Annotated in this window: 14 protein-coding genes; 5 read left to right on the plus strand and 9 right to left on the minus strand. The window is 74.2% G+C overall.

Going from position 1 to position 17,330, the window contains the following annotated elements:
* The first annotated feature begins 6 nt into the window (after positions 1-6).
* Together amrb99_RS25405 and amrb99_RS25410 are read left to right on the plus strand one after the other, a co-directional pair.
* Complete coding sequence (locus amrb99_RS25405; protein ID WP_206700097.1) at positions 7-552, plus strand: sigma-70 family RNA polymerase sigma factor; 546 nt, start codon at positions 7-9, stop codon at positions 550-552.
* Entirely contained in the window at positions 549-1,511 is a 963-nt protein-coding gene (locus tag amrb99_RS25410) for a CU044_5270 family protein (protein ID WP_190860410.1), read from the plus strand. Before amrb99_RS25405 ends, amrb99_RS25410 begins: the two co-directional genes overlap by 4 nt.
* Positions 1,512-1,551: 40 nt before the next feature.
* Here the strand turns inward: amrb99_RS25410 and amrb99_RS25415 are convergent, their stop codons facing one another.
* Positions 1,552-3,195 (minus strand): ATP-binding cassette domain-containing protein, encoded by a 1,644-nt coding sequence (locus amrb99_RS25415; protein WP_190860412.1) that lies wholly within the window; start codon positions 3,193-3,195, stop codon positions 1,552-1,554.
* A 128-nt stretch (positions 3,196-3,323) separates the two neighbouring features.
* Positions 3,324-5,021 (minus strand): proline--tRNA ligase, encoded by a 1,698-nt coding sequence (locus tag amrb99_RS25420; protein WP_190860414.1) that lies wholly within the window; start codon positions 5,019-5,021, stop codon positions 3,324-3,326.
* A 58-nt stretch (positions 5,022-5,079) separates the two neighbouring features.
* Between amrb99_RS25420 and proS the strand changes: the two genes are divergently transcribed.
* Entirely contained in the window at positions 5,080-6,528 is a 1,449-nt protein-coding gene (gene proS / locus amrb99_RS25425; protein WP_190860416.1) for a proline--tRNA ligase, read from the plus strand.
* 73 nt (positions 6,529-6,601) lie between these two features.
* On the opposite strand, the gene amrb99_RS25430 is transcribed toward proS, so the two are convergent.
* The 7 genes from amrb99_RS25430 to amrb99_RS25470 all read right to left on the minus strand — a co-directional run bounded on the left by amrb99_RS25430 (position 6,602) and on the right by amrb99_RS25470 (position 13,336).
* On the minus strand, positions 6,602-7,108 hold the full coding sequence (locus amrb99_RS25430) for a DUF6328 family protein (protein WP_190860418.1): 507 nt from the start codon (positions 7,106-7,108) through the stop codon (positions 6,602-6,604).
* 53 nt (positions 7,109-7,161) lie between these two features.
* Positions 7,162-9,243 carry a SpoIIE family protein phosphatase gene (locus amrb99_RS51435; protein ID WP_347256853.1) on the minus strand — a complete coding sequence of 694 codons (2,082 nt, stop codon included), beginning with the start codon at positions 9,241-9,243 and terminating at the stop codon, positions 7,162-7,164.
* Between the two features lie 130 nt (positions 9,244-9,373).
* Positions 9,374-10,276, minus strand: a complete 903-nt coding sequence (locus amrb99_RS25445) for an ANTAR domain-containing protein (RefSeq protein ID WP_347256854.1) — start codon at positions 10,274-10,276, stop codon at positions 9,374-9,376.
* Between the two features lie 46 nt (positions 10,277-10,322).
* Positions 10,323-10,745: a CBS domain-containing protein gene (locus amrb99_RS25455; RefSeq protein WP_190860420.1), complete on the minus strand. Its 423-nt coding sequence runs from the start codon at positions 10,743-10,745 to the stop codon at positions 10,323-10,325.
* Positions 10,746-10,876: 131 nt separating this feature from the next.
* The gene (locus amrb99_RS25460) at positions 10,877-11,260 is read right to left on the minus strand and encodes an SSI family serine proteinase inhibitor (protein WP_190860422.1); all 384 of its coding nucleotides are present in this window, start codon (positions 11,258-11,260) and stop codon (positions 10,877-10,879) included.
* 177 nt (positions 11,261-11,437) lie between these two features.
* A complete protein-coding gene (locus amrb99_RS25465) occupies positions 11,438-12,103 on the minus strand; it encodes a sigma-70 family RNA polymerase sigma factor (protein ID WP_241755910.1) in 666 nt (221 codons plus the stop codon).
* Between the two features lie 516 nt (positions 12,104-12,619).
* The gene (locus amrb99_RS25470; RefSeq protein ID WP_190860424.1) at positions 12,620-13,336 is read right to left on the minus strand and encodes a TetR/AcrR family transcriptional regulator; all 717 of its coding nucleotides are present in this window, start codon (positions 13,334-13,336) and stop codon (positions 12,620-12,622) included.
* Between the two features lie 191 nt (positions 13,337-13,527).
* On the opposite strand from amrb99_RS25470, the gene amrb99_RS25475 reads away from it, so the two are divergent.
* The gene (locus tag amrb99_RS25475) at positions 13,528-16,149 is read left to right on the plus strand and encodes a SpoIIE family protein phosphatase (protein WP_190860426.1); all 2,622 of its coding nucleotides are present in this window, start codon (positions 13,528-13,530) and stop codon (positions 16,147-16,149) included.
* Positions 16,150-16,279: 130 nt separating this feature from the next.
* Complete coding sequence (locus tag amrb99_RS25480) at positions 16,280-17,200, plus strand: hypothetical protein (protein WP_241755911.1); 921 nt, start codon at positions 16,280-16,282, stop codon at positions 17,198-17,200.
* The last annotated feature ends 130 nt before the right edge of the window (positions 17,201-17,330 follow it).

The following is a 17,330-nucleotide window of genomic DNA, read 5'->3' on the forward strand; positions in this document are numbered from 1 at the left end:
GCCGGCGTGCCGGATCCAGACGGGGGATTCACCCGGTTGTGGGACGCGCACTACGACGACGTGCTCAGGTACGCGGCGCGTCGGATCGACCACGAGACGGCCCGGGACATCGCCGCGGAAACGTTCCTGGTCGCCTGGCGGCGGCGCGGCGACATCCCGCCCGACCGCCCGTTCCCGTGGCTGCTGAACGTCGCCCGCAACGTCCTCGCCAACGAGATGCGGAGCCGCCGCCGGCGCCTCCGGCTGTGGGACCGGCTGCGCGGCGACGGCCCGCGCGCCCCCGCCGCCGACATGGCGACCGGTCTGGCCGAAGGCGGCCGCATAGCGGCCGCGCTCGGCCGCCTGTCCGCCCGCGACCGCGAGATCCTCCGGCTCGTCGGCTGGGAGGGCCTCGACGCGCGGGACGCGGCGACCGCCGTGGGCTGCTCGGTCAAGACGTTCTCCGTGCGCCTGCACCGCGCCCGCCGCCGGCTGACCGCCGCCCTCGCCGACATCGACGCCGCAGACCGCCCGGCACCCGCCGCACCGCTGCAAAGGAGCACCCAGGCATGAAGGACCTCCACGAAGTCCGCCGCGTCATGGCCCCGGCCGACCCCTGCCCGCCCGGCGCGTTCGACGGCGCCGCCCACGACCCGGCCGGACGCGCCGCCTACGAGCGGATCACGGCGTCCGCCGCCCGCCGCACCGGCCCGTCCCGCCGGACGACGTTCCGCCTCGTCGCCGCCGGCGGCGTCGCCGGAGCGCTCATCGCCGGTGCCGTCGTCGCCACGAGCGACGGCAGGCCGCACCACCCGGCGCCCGCGGCGGCGACCGAGACGCAGCAGGTGCTGAACGTCGCCGCGACGTTCGCGCTGAAGCAGCCGTACACGGCGCCCCGTCCCGGCCAGTGGGTCTACACCGAGACCCGCTACCGGCGCAGCGGCGTCCCCGGCCGCGGCCAGGCCATCGCGCCGGGCTCGCCGCTGAGGACCCAGGTCGACCGGACCTGGATCCGGGCCGACGGCAAGCGCATGGCGACGTACGACAACGGCAGGCTCGTCACCTCCGCCACGGGCGGCGGGATGCCGCCGATCGACCACGCCACTGTCGCCAAGCTGCCCGCCGACCCGGACGGGATGCTGGCCTGGGCCCGCAGGTCCGGCGCGCCGGGCGGCCGGAACGAGGGCGCGTTCCAGCTGCTCGGGTCGCTGCTGCTGAACAACGGCGCGCTGCCGCCCGCGCAGACCGCCGCCGCGTACCGCGCGATGGCGAAGGTCCCCGGCGTCACCGTGGACCGCACCGCCGAGGACGGGGCCGGGCACAAGGCGGTGTCGGTCTCGTTCGTCATCGAGGGCTGGGCGAAGGACGAGATCCTCCTGGACCCGTCCACCTACGCCTACCGGGGCCACCGCACCACCGTCGTCAAGGACCACACCATGCCGGACGGCGGGCGCTTCCTGAAGGGCGCCGTCGAGAGCTACTCCGTCCGCCTGGCCGCGGGCGTCGTGGACCGCCCCGGCCAGCGTCCCTGACCATCCGGGGAGAACGAGGGCCGTCCGGCCGCGCGTCCGATCAGCGCGGCCGGGCGACCCTCGCCTCGTCCCAGACCGGCTCAGGGGCCTCGTAGACCGACCCGTCCGCGCCGAACACCAGGAAACGGTCGAAGGAACGGGCGAACCAGCGGTCGTGCGTCACCGCGAGGACGGTCCCCTCGTACGACTCCAGACCCTCCTGGAGCGCCTCGGCACTGGCCAGGTCGAGGTTGTCGGTCGGCTCGTCCAGCAGCAGCAGCGTCGCACCGCCCAGCTCCAGCAGCAGGATCTGCAACCGCGCCTGCTGCCCGCCCGACAGCGTCTCGAACGGCTGCTCGGCGCAGAACTGCAGCTCGTAGCGCGCGAGCGCGTTCATTGCGTCGTTGCGCAGCCGGGCGTGCTCGGTCATGACGATCTCGCACGGCGTCCGCCCCGCCAGGTCGGGACGCGCGTGCGTCTGCGCGAACAGCCCCGGCACCACCCGCGCGCCGAGACGGGCGACCCCGGTGTGCGCCACCGGGCGCACCGGCACCGCGCCCCGCGGCAGCACCTCCGCCACCGCGGCGAGCAGGCGCAGGAAATGCGACTTCCCCGACCCATTCGAGCCGAGCACCGCGACCCGCTCGCCGAACCAGACCTCCGCGCCGAACGGCCGCATCAACCCGGTCAGCTCCAGGTCCTCGCAGATCACCGCCCGCTTCCCGGTCCGGCCCCCGCGCAGCCGCATCTTCAGGCTCTGGTCGCGCGGCGGCGTCTCCGGCGGCCCCGCCTCCTCGAACTTGCGCAGCCGGGTCTGCGCCGCCCGGTACCGCGACGCGAAACCGTCATTGACCGTCGCCTTGGTCTTCAGGGTGTTGACGAGCTCCTTGAGCTTCGCGTGCTCCTCGTCCCACCGCCGCCGCAGCTCCTCCAGCCGCTCGTTGCGGTCCCGGCGGGCCGCCGCGTACGTCGAGAACCGGCCGCCGTGGATCCACACCCGGCCCGCCTCGACGGTCACGATCCGGTCGGCGCAGCGGTCGAGCAGCTCGCGGTCGTGCGAGACCACCAGCACGGTCTTGGCCGTCTCCCGGAGCCGCTCCTCCAGCCACTGCTTGCCCGGCACGTCCAGGTAGTTGTCCGGCTCGTCCAGCAGCAGCACCTCGTCGGGGCCCCGCAGCAGCGCCTCCAGTGCGAGCCGCTTCTGCTCGCCGCCCGACAGCGTCCGCGTCTCCCGCCACCGGCACGCGTCGTAGGGGACGCCGAGGGCCGCCACGCAGCACGCGTCCCACAGCACCTCGATCTCGTAGCCGCCCGCGTCGCCCCAGCCGGCCAGCGCGTTCGCGTACCTCAGCTGGGTCGGCTCGTCGTCGCGCTCCATCATCGCCAGCTCGGCGGCCTCCACCGCCGCGGCCGCCTCGCGGACCCGCGGCGGCGCCACCGACAGCAGCAGGTCGTGCACGGACGACTCGTCCCGCACGTTGCCGATGAACTGCCGCATCACGCCGAGCCCGCCGCTGTGCGCGACCGTCCCGTCCTGCGGCGCCAGGTCCCCGGCGACCAGCCGGAGCAGCGTCGTCTTCCCGGCCCCGTTCGGCCCGACCAGCGCCGCCGTGACGCCGTCGCCGACCCGGAACGACACGTCGTCCAGCAGCACCCGCCCGTCGGGCAGCGCATGGCTGACGTGCCCGACCTCCACGTGACCCACGGTGACCCCTCGTCGTTGAGAACCCCCGCCGAGTCTCCGGAAGGCGCCGCGACCCCGTCAAACCGTTTTCCGGCACCGCCGGCTCGGCGGCGATCGCGGGCGCCCGGGCGTGCCGGAGAGCGGCCGCCTCAGACGGGCGCCAGGAGTGCCCGGACGTGCGCGGCGGCCGTGTCCAGCGGGACCTTCTTGGTCTCGCCGGTGGCCCGGGCGGTCACCTCCGCCACGCCCTCGGCGAGCCCGCGGCGGCCCACCGTGATCCGGTACGGGATCCCGGTCAGCTCGACGTCGCGGAACTTCACCCCCGCGCGCTCGGCCCGGTCGTCGATCACCACGTCGACCCCGGCGTCCCGGAGGGCGCCGTAGATCCGCTCGGCGGCGTCCGCCACGTCCGCGTCGTCGGACTGCGCGATCACCACGGCGGCCTCGAACGGCGCCACCGCCACCGGCCAGACGATGCCGCGCTCGTCGTGGTGGGTCTCCACGATCGCGGCCATCGCCCGCTCGACGCCGATGCCGTAGCTGCCCATCACGACCGGCACCCGCTTGCCGTCCGGGTCGAGGACCTCGACGCCGAGCGCGCGGGCGTACCGGTCGCCGAGCTTGAAGATGTGCCCGATCTCGATCGCCCGGACGATCTCCAGCGGCTCCCCGCAGCGCGGGCACGGCTCGCCGGCGGCGACCTCGCGCAGGTCCGCCCAGGACCCGACGGCGATGTCCCGGGCGACGTCGACGCCGCGCAGGTGCACGTCGTCGGTGTTCGCGCCGGTGAACATCGACCGGCGGCCGCGCAGCGCCTCGTCCGCGATCACCGGGAGCGCGACGCCGACCGCGCCGAGGCTGCCGGGGAGCGCGCCGAGCGCCGACCGGATCTCCTCCGGTTCCGCCGGGCGGATCCGCGCGGCGCCGGTCGCGTCCACGAGCTTCTGCTCGTTGAGCGCGTGGTCGCCGCGCAGGAGGACGAGCGTGAGCGTGCCGTCCAGGACGTACACGAGCGTCTTGATCTGCCGGTCGCCGGGCGCGCCGTAGGCGGTCAGATCGTCGATGGTGCGGACGCCGGGCGTGTCGAAGCGCTCCGGCGCGGGCGGCCCGGGGTCGTCGGACGCGGCGGGCAGCGCGGAGGTGGCGCGCTCGATGTTCGCCGCGTACCCGCAGGCGGGGGAGTGGACGACCAGGTCCTCGCCGACGTCGGCGGGGCACATGAACTCCGTCGAGCCGGCCCCGCCCATGGTCCCGCTGGACGCCTCGCACGCCAGCGCCGGCAGGTCCAGCCGCGCGAAGATCCGCGTGTAGGCGCCGTGGTAGGCGTCGAACGAGACGTCCAGCCCGGCGCGGTCCACGTCGAAGCTGTAGGCGTCCTTCATGGTGAACTCGCGCGTCCGCATGAGGCCGCCCTTGGGGCGCGGCTCGTCCCGGAACTTGGTCTGGAACTGGTACCACTGCTGCGGCAGCTGCTTGTAGGAGTTCAGCTCGCGCGCGACCGTCGCGAAGATCTCCTCGTGGGTCATGCCGAGCGCGTGGTCGGCGCCGCGCCGGTCCTTGAGGCGGAACATCTCCTGCCCCATCAGCTCCCACCGGCCCGACCGCCGCCACGGCTCCGCCGGGTGCAGCGCGGGCAGCAGCATCTCCTGCGCGCCGATCGCGTCCATCTCCTGCCGGACGATCTCGATGATCTTCGCGCGGACGCGGACGGCGAGCGGCAGCAGGCTGTAGTGCCCGGCCGTGAGCTGCCGGACGTAGCCCGCGCGCAGCAGCAGCCGGTGGCTCGGCGCGTCCGCCTCGGCGGGGTCGTCGCGGAGCGTCGGCGCGAACATCTGGGACCAGCGCATCTCGCGAGGGTAGCGAAGCGGCCCGAGCCCCCGCCGCCGGTCAGTACCCTTGTTCGCTGTGAGTCGAGAAGGTGTGACGCCGCAGAGCGAGGATTTCTCCGCCTGGTACAACGAGCTGGTCGTGCAGGCCCAGCTCGTCGACCGCGGTCCGGTTCGCGGCACGATGGTCATCCGCCCGTACGGTTACCGGGTGTGGGAGCTGCTCCAGGCGGACCTGGACCGGCGCATCAAGGACGCGGGGCACGACAACGCGTGCTTCCCGATGCTGATCCCGGAGTCCTACTTCAAGCGCGAGGCCGAGCACGTCGAGGGCTTCTCCCCGGAGCTCGCCGTCGTGACGCACGCCGGCGGCAAGGATCTGGAGGAGCCGCTGGTCATGCGGCCGACCTCCGAGACCGTCATCGGCGAGTACATGGCCAAGTGGATCGACTCGCACCGCGACCTGCCGCTGCTGCTGAACCAGTGGGCGAACGTGGTCCGCTGGGAGATGCGGCCGCGGATGTTCCTGCGCACCACCGAGTTCCTCTGGCAGGAGGGGCACACCGCCCACATCGACGAGGGCGACGCGATGCGCGAGACGATGTGGGCGCTGGACGCCTACGCGAGCGTGGCGCGCGAGCTCGCGGCGATGCCGGTGATCGCGGGCGAGAAGACGCCCGGCGAGCGGTTCGCCGGCGCCGTCCGCACGTACACCATCGAGGGCATGATGCGGGACGGCCGGGCCCTGCAGGCCGGCACGTCGCACTACCTCGGCACGAACTTCGCCAAGGCCTTCGAGATCCAGTACCAGGACGAGGCGGGCAAGCTGACGCTGGCGCACACCACGTCCTGGGGCATGAGCACCCGCATGATCGGCGGCATGATCATGACGCACGGGGACGACAAGGGCCTCGTGCTGCCGCCGCGCCTCGCCCCCTACCAGGTCGTCATCGTCCCGATCGGGCGCAAGGAGCAGGGCGAGCAGGCCGCCGCGGAGGCCCGCCGGCTCGGCGCCGCGATCAAGTCGATGGGCATCCGCGTGCACGTCGACGACAACCGGCCGCAGCTGTCGCCCGGGTTCAAGTTCAACGAGTGGGAGATGCGCGGCGTCCCGATCCGCATCGAGCTCGGCAAGCGCGACATCGAGGGCGGCGTCGCGACCGTCGTCCGGCGGCTCCCGACCGCCGAGGGGCAGGGCAAGGAGCAGATCCCGCTGGAGAAGGTGCCCGAGGTGCTGCCCGGGATGCTCGCCGAGTTCCAGTCGTTCCTGCTGGCCCGGGCCGAGGCGTTCCGCGAGGAGCACACCGCCGCCGTCGACTCCTGGGACGCGTTCACCGCGCAGGTCGCCGGCGGCTGGGCCCGCGCGTTCCACTGCGGCGCCACCGCCTGCGAGGACGAGATCAAGGCCGAGACCGCCGCGACCCCGCGGGTCATCCCCGCCGAGGCGCCGGAGGAGACCGGCGTGTGCGTCAAGTGCGGGCGGCCGTCCGCCTACGGCAAGCGCGTGATCTTCGGCAAGGCGTACTGAGCCGGCAAGGCGTACTGAGCCGGCGATTCCGGGCCGGCGCTCGTGCGTCGGCGAGGCGGCGGGTGCCGCGCGGTCAGGAGCTCTCCTCCCGCTCCGCGCGGCCGCCCGCCGACAGCCGGGTCAGGTACGGCTGGACGAACCACGCCCACCCGCACAGCGCCAGGACGACCACCGCCGCGGCGATCGCCGCCCCCTCCGCCGCGAGCGTCTGCACGATCAGCGTGGTGGACGCGGTGATCGAGACCGCGAGCGCGAACGCGCCGAGGATGCCGAACCGGTTCGCCCGCCGGATCAGCAGCGGCTTCTTGTTGAGCTGGAACAGGATCCGGTGCTGGAACACCGGCGCGATGAAGCAGATCGAGGCGAGCGCCGCACCGAACAGAGCCACGTAGAACAGCGCCTTCCCGGTGTCGTCGACCTGCACGAATCCCTTGGAGAACGGGACGGTCAGCAGGAACGCGAACAGCACCTGCACGCCCGTGGTGGCCACCCGGAAGCCCTGGAGCAGCTCCATCAGCTGCCGGTCGAGCCGCTCGTGCTCGGTCTCGTTGCGCGGCTTGGACGAGGGGTCGACGCTCATGAGGTCCCTTTACCCGGCAAAACGCCCGTCAGTGCCGGTTTCGCGCCGGGGCGTCAGTCGAGCGTGGGGGACTCCACGCGGAGCGCCACCATCGACACGTCGTCGCGCAGGTCGCCGTCGCAGAACTCCAGCAGCGCCTGCTCCACCGCGCCGAGCATCTCCTCCGGAGTGCCGCCCGCCTGGCCCGCCAGCGCCTCCAGCAGCCGCTCCTGGCCGAACTCCTGGCGCGCGTGGTCGCACGCCTCCAGCACCCCGTCCGAGTGCAGGATCAGCGTGTCGCCGGCGTGGAGGTCGATGGTGTCCGAGCCGGCCTCGAAGTCCTCGAACAGGCCGAGCGGCACGCCGCCCCGCGACGCCGACCTGATCACCCCGTCCGCGCGGACCACGATCGCCGGCGGGTGGCCGGCGGTGCCCAGCGACACCGTGACCCGCTCCGCGGTGATCTCCAGCCCCGCCATGATCGCGGTGACGAACCGGTCCTCGTCCAGCAGCGCCTCGTTCGCGATGCCGAGGATCTCGCCCGGAGTCGACTTCCACCGCGCCCCGAGCCGCACGCAGTGCCGCGCCGTCGCGGTCACCGCCGCCGCGTCCTCGCCCTTGCCGCACACGTCGCCGAGGACCAGCCCCCAGCCGTCCCCGACGCGGAACACGTCGTAGAAGTCGCCGCCGACGTCCGCGCCGTGCGTCGCCGTCAGGTAGCGCGCCGCGACCGTCGCGCCCGGGATGGCGGGCAGCGCCCGCGGCAGCAGGCTCGCCTGGAGCGAGTCGGCGACCTCCGCGCTGCGGCGGTAGAGCCGCGCCGCGCGGATCACCAGCGCCAGGTAGCGGCCGAGCCGCTGCACGACGCCGAGGTCCATCAGGTCGAACGGCCCGTACTCGCCGCCGGACGCGAGCGTGATCGCGCCGAGGCACCGGTCGCCGTCCTCCACCGGCACGCTCAGCAGCGACGTCGCGCCGATCTTCGCGCAGATCGGGACACCGTCGGCGGCCTTGCCGAGCTCGTCCAGGCCGTCCAGGTGCGGGCGCAGGGCGCTCTGCCGGGTGACGAACACGTCGTGCGGGAGCGTTCCGGCGGCCGGGTGCAGCTCCTGCAGCGTCCGCGCCGCCTCGACGGAGTACTCGTCGTCCGGCCCCATCACGACCTGGCGGTGCAGGACGGGCGCCGATCCGGCCGCGCCGCCGCCCAGCCCGGACGGGCCGGTGTTCGGGCCGGTCAGGTCGATGAACGCCCAGTCGGCCAGCTCCGCGGCCAGCAGCCGGGCGCACCGCCGGACCGCGACCGTCTCGTTGAAGACCGGCTCGTCCAGCAGCAGCTCGCTCGCTGTGGCCAGCACGTCCATCCGGTGCACGATCGTGGCCACGGCCTCGTCGTCGATGCGGGCCTGCGGCTGCGGCGCGCGCGCCTGCGGCGGCGACGCCGGCTCCGGCACCCGCGGCGCGGCCGCGTCCGCGCCCGCTTCCGGGCGCCGTGCCGGCCGCTTCCCGCCGTCCCGCTTGGCCGGCGCGCCGCGTCCCGCGGTGCCCGCGGCCGCGGTCCCGGTACCGTCGCCCGAGGAGTCCGCCGGGGGGCGCGCGGCGCCCGCCGCGACGACCACCATCGGGTCCGGCTCCCCGCGGATCCACACCCGGGCCAGCGTGATGACCGCGTCGACCGGGCGCTCCCGGCCGAGGAACCGCACCGGCACCCGCCGCCGCCGTCCCGTCCGCACCACCGCGGCCAGCTGCGAGCGGACCGCCGCGCGGGTCGCCAGATCGCAGAACGCGGTGAACTGCTTGCCGGAGACGTAACCGGACGAGGTGCCCAGCAGCTCCGCGGCCTGGCGGTTCACCCGCCGGACGCTGGTGTTGCGGTCGAGCAGGAACAGCGGCACGGGCGCGTCCTGGAAGACCGTCCGCAGCACCCGCCGCTCGTTCTCGGCCGCGTTCGACCCGCCCTGCTCGGTGCCCTGGTCGGCGCCCAGGGTGCGCAGCGCCGTCACCGCCAGCTCGAGCTCCACCAGCGCCGCGTCCAGGGTGGCCCGCAGGTCCGCCTCGGGCATGCCGGCGGCCTGGCGCAGCTCACCGATGCGCCCCTCGAGATCCGAGATCTCCCGTACCAGGGACTCGGGTTCGAGCTGATCGGGCTGATCGTGCAACAGGTCTCCCTCTGTGCCCCGAGGCAAGGTCGAAACAGGATCGGCTTCGCGCTCCGCTCATCCGGACCGCAGTCGCGGCGACTGCATCTCGCAGCCTATGCCGGTCACCTCCGTGCTCCTAGCGCGGGACCTAGCGGAGCCCCTGGTCACCGACTATCCGCTGGGCCAGTGCGGTTAGTTTCACATGTCTTGTCTGGGAAATGCGGCGCATCTCCGCGAAAGCCTCGTCGGCGCCGCAGCCGAGCGCGTGCATCAGGATGCCCTTCGCCTGGTCGACGACGGCCCGCGCCTCCACCGCCTCCTGCAGCTGCGCGGCGGTCCGGTGCACGTCGTCGTACTGCTGCGCGTTCGACATCGTCGCGCTGCCCTGCGCCAGCAGGAGCGAGACGAGCGCGAGCCGGTCCGGCCCGAGCGACTTCGGTGTCACCCCGTACAGCGTCAGCGTGACCAGCACCGGCGGGTTCAGGTGCGGGGACGTGGTGAAGCACCGCACCCCGCGGCGGAGCATGTCCGACACCGCCTCCGGCCAGCGGGTCTCGACCAGGATGTCGTCGCAGCTCAGCGTGCGGCGGTCCAGGACGACGTCGTAGATGGGGCCGTGCCCCCGCGACAGCTGCCGGTCGATGATCTCGGCGAGGTCGGGGTGGCTCGCGGCCACGGCCAGCGGCTCGGGACGCTCCGCGTCCGGGGAGGGCAGCTCGTCCGGCGCGACGTCCCCGGCCATGTCCGGAAGGTCGGGGTCGGCGGTGCCCCGTTCCGAGGCGGCCTGCTGCCTCGGGACGCGCGGGACGTCCGGAGGCCGCGGCACCGGATCAGGCGACGCCCCGAGCGCGGCGACCGCGACGGGGTCGCCGAGGGACGCCGTCGGCATCGCCCAGCGGACGCACGAGGCGCCCGCGCACCCCTGCACGGCGCGCGACGCCAGCTCGGCGACCCGGTGCAGGGTGCCGACGTCGGAGGACTCGCCGACCATCCCCAGCCGGGCGATCTCCACGGCGAGCTGGTCGGTGAGCACCGTTTCGGTTGGAGCCACGCTTATGACGTTATCCTGCGGCACGTCATGCCCGGGCTGAGCGGGCTCAGTTGTTCGGCGGAGCCTTGCTGATCTCGGGTAGCGGGCCCCGCTGCCCGTCCGCCACCGCGAGATCGCCGATGGACACGATGCCGACGGGCCGCCGGCCGCCGTCCACCACCGGCAGCCTCCGGACGCACTGCTCGATCATCAGCCGCTCCGCCGTCTCGGTGTCGTCGTCGGGGCGCACGGTGCACAGCTCGGCGGTGCACACCTCGCCGAGCGGCGTGAGCGCCGTGTCGCGGCTCTCCGCGACGGCCCGCACGACGATGTCCCGGTCGGTGACCATCCCGCAGAGCTGCCCGGCGTAGGTGACCAGGACGTCGCCGATGCCCTCGTCCCGCATCACCCGTGCCGCCTCGTAGAGCGTCGCGTCCAGCGGCAGCGACTGGGGGGCCGGGGTCATGACGTCGCTGACCCGTCGTGGCATCGCGCGCACATCCTCTCGAGTGACCGGCGGCTCGCGTGGCCCGTGTGCGCGCCTTACCCACAGTCGGCGTACCTATGCGGACGGTCTTGGTGAATTGGTGGGATGCTCCTCAAGTCGCGAAGACCGTGCCGTTAGAACGCGAATACGGTTCCGGTGCGGGAGTGCATCACGCAGTCGTTGCCGTAGCGCGCGCGGAACGACACCGGGCGGCCGTGCCAGCGGCCCTTCGCCTGCGCCACGACGGGCGCGTAGACCGCGGTGCACATCCGGCCGTCCGGTGCGTGGGCGAACTTCCCGCCGGAGCCGTTGAGCTCGGAGCAGGCACGGGCGGGATCGGGGTGCCGCCCGCCCGGAGGGTCGCAGTAGAGGGTCACCGTGTGCGTGCTCGACGCGTGGCGCCCGGGATGGGTGAGCGTGAGCCGGAGGGACGTCGTCCCGCTCTCGTGGTGATGCGCGGGAACGGCGGGCGAGAGGGCGATCAGCGCGCCCGCCAGGACGGCGATGGTGTTCGACATGGCTACTCCCGATGGCCTGAGGGACCATCGCTCAATGTATCCATGTGACTACCAACAGTGCAGGAAAACCGACGATCCCGCGGTCACGGGGTAACCGCGGGATCGAGTCGGAACGTGCGAAGGCTCAAGGGCCGGGGCGGGGCGGGGGCGGATCGCCCGCTGCCGGGGCCGCCCGGGTCAGGCGGCCAGGGTGTGCGCGGCGCGCTTGTGGCCCGCGAGGGCCTCGCGGAGCTGCTTGCGGCCGCGGTGCAGGCGGGACATCACCGTGCCGATGGGGGTGCCCATCATCTCGGCGATCTCCTTGTAGGCGTAGCCCTCGACGTCGGCGAGGTAGACGGCGTCCCGGAAGTCCTTCGGCAGCGCGCGCAGGGCGTCGATCACCTCGGAGTCGGGGATGCGGTCCAGCGCCTCGGACTCGGCGGACCGGAACCCGGACGAGTGCGCCTCGGCCTGCGCGATCTGCCACTCCTCCAGCTCCTCGGAGCCGGCCCGCTGGGGCTCGCGCTGCTTCTTGCGGTAGGTGTTGATGAAGTTGTTGGTGAGGATCCGGTGCAGCCACGCCTTGAGGTTCGTGCCCTCCTGGAACTGGTGGAAGTTCACGTAGGCCTTGGCCAGGGTCTCCTGGACGAGGTCCTCGGCGTCGGCGCTGTTGCGCGTCATCCGCACGGCGCTGGCGTACAGCGGGTCGGCCAGCGGCAGGACGTCGCGCTCGTAGCGCTCGGTGTTCTCGATGCTCCCGGTGTCCCGGATGGTCTCGGTGTCCCGGATGGTCTCGGTGTGCGCGGCGGCGGCCGGAACACGCACAACGGCGGTGTTGCGGACGGGCATGGTGACAGCGGTCATCATCGCTCCCCGTGGTCGTGACCCCGTGAAGGGCCGGTTGCTGGCGCGTGCTCGGCGGCACGCGCGTGCCGGGCGGAATGACCGCCCCCCGTACAGGTGGTACGCGCCACCGTTCCCGACGGGTTCGGGCCGGCGTTTGGCACGCTCCAGCGACGTGGTCCTCGCGGGTTCGTGCCCGTCTCCGGGGGAGACGGTCCGGCGTGGTCGGGGGCTCGGCTCCGCGGCGGCGCGGGCCGGGCGGCGGGTGCGCGGACCGGCGTCGCCAGGGCGACCCCGGGGTCCGGGACGTCGCGGGCCGTACTGGTCGGGCGCATCCACGCTTCAGTGGCTTCCCGTTAGGTAAGACGCCCGAACGGGGCCCGAAGGTTGCGTGGCGTCCGTCACATACCGTGGCGTGTCGGCCGAACCGGTGTCCAGGCGGCGCTATAAGCCTCCTGCTGCCGTCGAGATCCGCGAGCCCGTAGTGGGGCGGCAGGGGCCCGGCGGCGGCGTGGGGCGGAGGCCGGGGCGCGGGCGTCAGGACGGCAGATGACCCGCCAGAACGGCCTGGACGAGCTGCTCGGCGAACTTCTCGGGGTCCTCCGGGAGCCGGGCGCCCGCCGCGACCGCCTCCGGCCCCGCGAGGCGGATCAGGAACGCGTGCTGCTGGCAGCCGCCGAGCAGAGCGGCGGCGATGGCCGGCAGCGGAGCCCCCGCCGACAGCCGTCCGGCCCGCCGCTCCGCCTTCAGGTAGCCGATCAGCGCGGCGTGCCCGAGGACCGGCCCGGCCGCCGGACCGCCGGGCGGTCCGGACGGCGGCCCGCCGGGCGACCCTGGCGGGAGTGCGGGGTCCGGGGCATGCTCGGCGGCCTCCCTCTGTGCCTGGACGGGGCCGTCCGCGCGCAGCCAGGCGATCAGGTCCGGGTCCGCGAGCACCGGCCCGATCATCGGCAGCAGCTCGCCGTAGAAGCGCACCATGCCGGTGGCCAGCCGGGCGAGGTTGCCCTCGACCGTCCCCTGCCCGGCGGACCCGGCGAGCGTCGCCATGGCCGTCCGCGCGGTGGCGGCGACCTCGCCCAGCGCCGCCGCGAACAGGGCGGTCTTGTTGGCGAAGTGGTTGTAGAGGCTGCCCTCGGAGACGCCGGCGCTCCGCGCGATCTCCTTGGTCGTCGCGGCGGTGATCCCGCGCTCCCTGATCACCGCGACCGCCGCCGCCAGGATCCGCTCCCGCATCGGCTCCCTGCCCACCGCCACCTACGCCACCTTCCCTTCCGTCGCCGGACGGTAGCACCTCAGTGTACTGAGTGAGCGCTCACTCGTCATCGGTGGCCGCCACACCTGCCGAGTTCGCGAGAACCCGGGCGAATGTCGTTCACCCGGGGTAACGTCCCCTTCACTGTGGGTCGCCGGATGCAGCGAGCATCCCGCCCGGGGAAGGGGGCAGCGTGACCATCGCCGAGAACAGGCCGCCGCTCAGCGGGGGCGCAGCGGCCCCGCCCGACCAGCGGGCCGGGGCCCGGCAGCCCCGGTTCCTCGACCAGCCCCTGCTCGGCGTCGTGAGCATGGCCGCCTTCACGCTCAACGAGCACGGCCGCATCAACCACTGGAACCACGCCGCCACCGAGCTCTTCGGCGCCGGGCCGCTGCAGGCCGCCGGCCGTTCCCCCGCCTCGCTGCTGCGCCTGCCGCAGGAGCACCGCGGGGCCTTCGAACCCGAGGTCTTCGGGCACGTCTGGTGCGGCGCCTGCATAGTGCCCCGCGCGGACGACGGACGGCCCGCCGAGGTCGGCTGGTGGGTGTACCCGATCGAACCGGACGGCGACCGCGGCGCCCGCAACGTCCGCGTCCTCGCGCTGGCCGCCGACCTGCGCCGGCTTCGCGAGGACGGCCCGGGCCTGGCCATGGACGGCGTCCTCGTCGCCGCGCCCGACGGCGCCGCCCGGCGCGCCGCCGGAGCCCGGCTGCTGCGCGTCGAACCCGTCCTCGCCCCGCCCATGGACGAGCCCGGCGCGGAGGAGACCGCCACGGACGAGGCCGGTGCGGACGAGCCCGCCACCGAGGGGGCCGTCGGGGACGGGCTCGCGCGCCACGGCGCCGGCCATGGCTCCGGCCATGGCTCCGGCCACGGTGACGGGCCCCTCGCCCGCCGCCTTGCCGAGCTGCTGCCCGCCGCCGGAACCGCCGCCACCGATGCCATCGTGTCCCGCGTGCTCGCGCTCGGCCGGCCCGCCGTCTCGCTCAGCGTCACCGTGCGGCTTCCCGTCGTCCCGCACATCGGCGACATGCCGCGGGCCCTGCGCATCCGCCCCCGCGCCGTCCCCCCGCACACCGCCGCCGACCACGACGACCGGGACGGCGCCGCGGCCGCCTCGTCCGGCACCACCGGCACGTCCGGTACGTCGGGCGCGGACGAGAACGAGACGCTGACCTTCCTCAGCGAGGCCGGGCAGCAGATCGGCGGCTCCCTCGACCACCTCCAGGCCGCCCGCACGCTCGCCGAGGTCCTCGTCCCTCGGGTCGCCGACTTCGCCGCCGTCGAACTCCTCGAAGGCGTCGCCGCCGACTCCGCCCAGCCGTCCGCCGACCTCGACGAGACCGCCGTGATGCGGCGCGTCGCCGTGGCCCATAACGACGAGCCCGGACGCTGGGAGCCGATCGTCCCGGAGGGCGAGACGCTCGTGCTGGGGCGCGGCACCCCGTTCGTCCGCGCCATGCGCACCGGCCGCGCGGTGCACGTCCCGCAGGTCGACGCCGAGTTCGCGGCCCGGCTGTCCGCCTCGTTCGCCGGCCGCGACCTGACCCCCCTGTTCACCGGCCGCGACCTGCTGATCGTCCCGCTGATCGCGCGCGGCCGGGTGCTCGGCACCTTCAAGCTGCTGCGCAAGCCCGACCGCCCCCGCTTCGACGACCTCGAGCTCGCCATGGTCGACGAGCTCGCCCGCCGCGCCGCGCTGTGCGTCGACAACGGCCGGCTCTACCGCCGCGAGGTCCAGGGCGCGCAGGAGCTGCAGCGCAGCATGCTGCCCGCCGACCCGCCCGAGGTCCCCGGTGCCCGCGTCCACTACCGCTACCGGCCCGCCGGCCAGGCCGCGCAGGTCGGCGGCGACTGGTTCGACGCGTTCCCGCTGCCCGGCCGCCGCCTCGGCATCGTCGTCGGCGACGTCATGGGGCACGGCCTCACCTCCGCCGCGATCATGGGCCAGATGCGCACCGCGGTCCGCACCCTCGCCGTCGAGGACATGCGCCCCGACCTGCTGCTCCGCCAGCTCGACGAGCTCGCCCGGCGGCTCGGCGAAGGCTACGTCGCCACCTGCCTGTACGCCGTGTACGACCCGGTCGCCCGGCGGTGCAGCTTCGCCAACGCCGGGCACGTCCCGCCCGTCCTGGTGTCGGAGAGCGGCGAGAGCCGGGTGCTGCCCGTCCCCGCCGGGCTGCCGATCGGCGTCGGCGGCGAACCGTTCGAGACCATGGAGATCGAGGTCGAGGACGGCTCCCGGCTCGTCCTGTGCACCGACGGGCTGCTCGAACGCCGCGACCGCGACATCGACCAGGGCCTCGACGAGCTGCGCGTCCTGCTCGCCGGGCCCGACCGCCCGCTCGACGCGACCTGCGACGCCCTCCTCGACGCGCTCGCCACCACCGCCCCCGCCGACGACATCGCCATCGTCGCCGTCGGCCTCGACGGCATCCCCAAGGACGACGTCGCCGTCTGGGAGCTGGAACCCGAGCCGAGCATGGTCCCGCGGACCCGCGCCCAGGTCGCCTTCAAGCTCGCCGAATGGCGCCTCGACGCGGTCGCCGACACCGTCCAGCTGCTGGTCAGCGAGCTGATCACCAATGCCCTGCTGCACGGCGCCGGGGCCATCGTGCTGCGGCTCATCCGCGGCGACGCCCTGCTCTGCGAGGTCTACGACGACGGGCAGGACATGCCGCACCTGCGGCACGCCGACGCCACCGCCGAGTCCGGGCGCGGCCTCCAGCTCGTCAGCCACATCGCCGCCCGCTGGGGCACCCACCGCACCGACGGCGGAAAGGTGGTGTGGTTCGAGCACCGCCTCCCGGAGTGAATCCGGTGGTCGGGGGCCCGCCTCCCACCGGTGGGAGGTAACTGTCCCCTCCGCGACAGATAGTTTCCAACGGTCCCGTCCGTTGAGATCGATAGTGTCGAAGCGCATCAACGGTCCATCGGGGGACGATTTGGGCGAGAAGCTGACCCTGCCGGTCCCGGAGACCCTCTACGCCACCTACGCCGTCGTGCTCACCGCGCCGATCCCCGACCCCGGCGAACTCGCCTACGACGAGGTCGCCGCACGGACCCGGCCCCCGCTCCGCGACCTCGTCCTCGGCATGCTCGGCAGCCCCATGGTCACCCTCGACCAGCGGCCCGCCGCCGAGTTCCCGCCGCTGCCCGCCGACCTCCTCGCCGCCTACGGCGCCTCACCGGCCGAACTCGCCGCCCTCGACGCCGCCTCCCACATCCTCGCCGTCCGCGCCGCCTACCGCCCCGGGCACCCGCCCGCCCACGAATGGGCCGCCCGCGCCGTCGCCGGAGCCGTCGCCGCCGCCCGCACCGCCCCCGTCATCGACGTCTTCACCCCGCAGATCCTCGCCCACGACCACCTCACCCGCTCCCTGCCGGAGCCCGACGGCGCCGTCCGCCTCACCGACTGGATGCTCCTCCCGCACACCTCGGGACCGCACGGCTTCTGGTTCGCCACCAAGGGCCTCGCCCGGTTCGGGCTCCCCGAACTGCAGACCGAGAACGTCCCGCCCGCCCTCGTCGTCCCCTGGGGCCGCCTCCTCAACGGCCTCGCCCGCCGCGTCCTCGACCTCTGGCAGGAGCGCCTCCCCGCCGGCGAGCAGCCCCTCGTCGTCGACCTCCCCGAGACCGTCTCCGTCGGCCTCCAGGACGTCGCCGCCGCCCAGGGCACCGACGAGCCCCTGCGCCGCGAGGTCACCGTCCGGCTCCGCCTCGACACCCTCGACACCCCCGACGCACCCGACACGCCCGGTGAGACCGGCGAGCCCGTCCTCACCGTGCTGCCCGCCGGCGACGGCCCCGACCGCCTGGAATCCCTCTGCGCCGCTCTCTTCGGCGCCCAGGACGGCCGCCGTTGACCTCCGTCCCGCTTGCCGAGCCCCGCGTCCAGAGCGCAGGATCGTCACCGTGAGATTCGGCCCACGCGACCGTCCCGGACCCGAGCCCGAAGACAGCGGCCCGCCCGCACCCCACCCCGGCGACGTCCAC

It is taken from the genome of Actinomadura sp. RB99 (assembly GCF_014706005.1).
Lineage (GTDB): Bacteria > Actinomycetota > Actinomycetes > Streptosporangiales > Streptosporangiaceae > Spirillospora.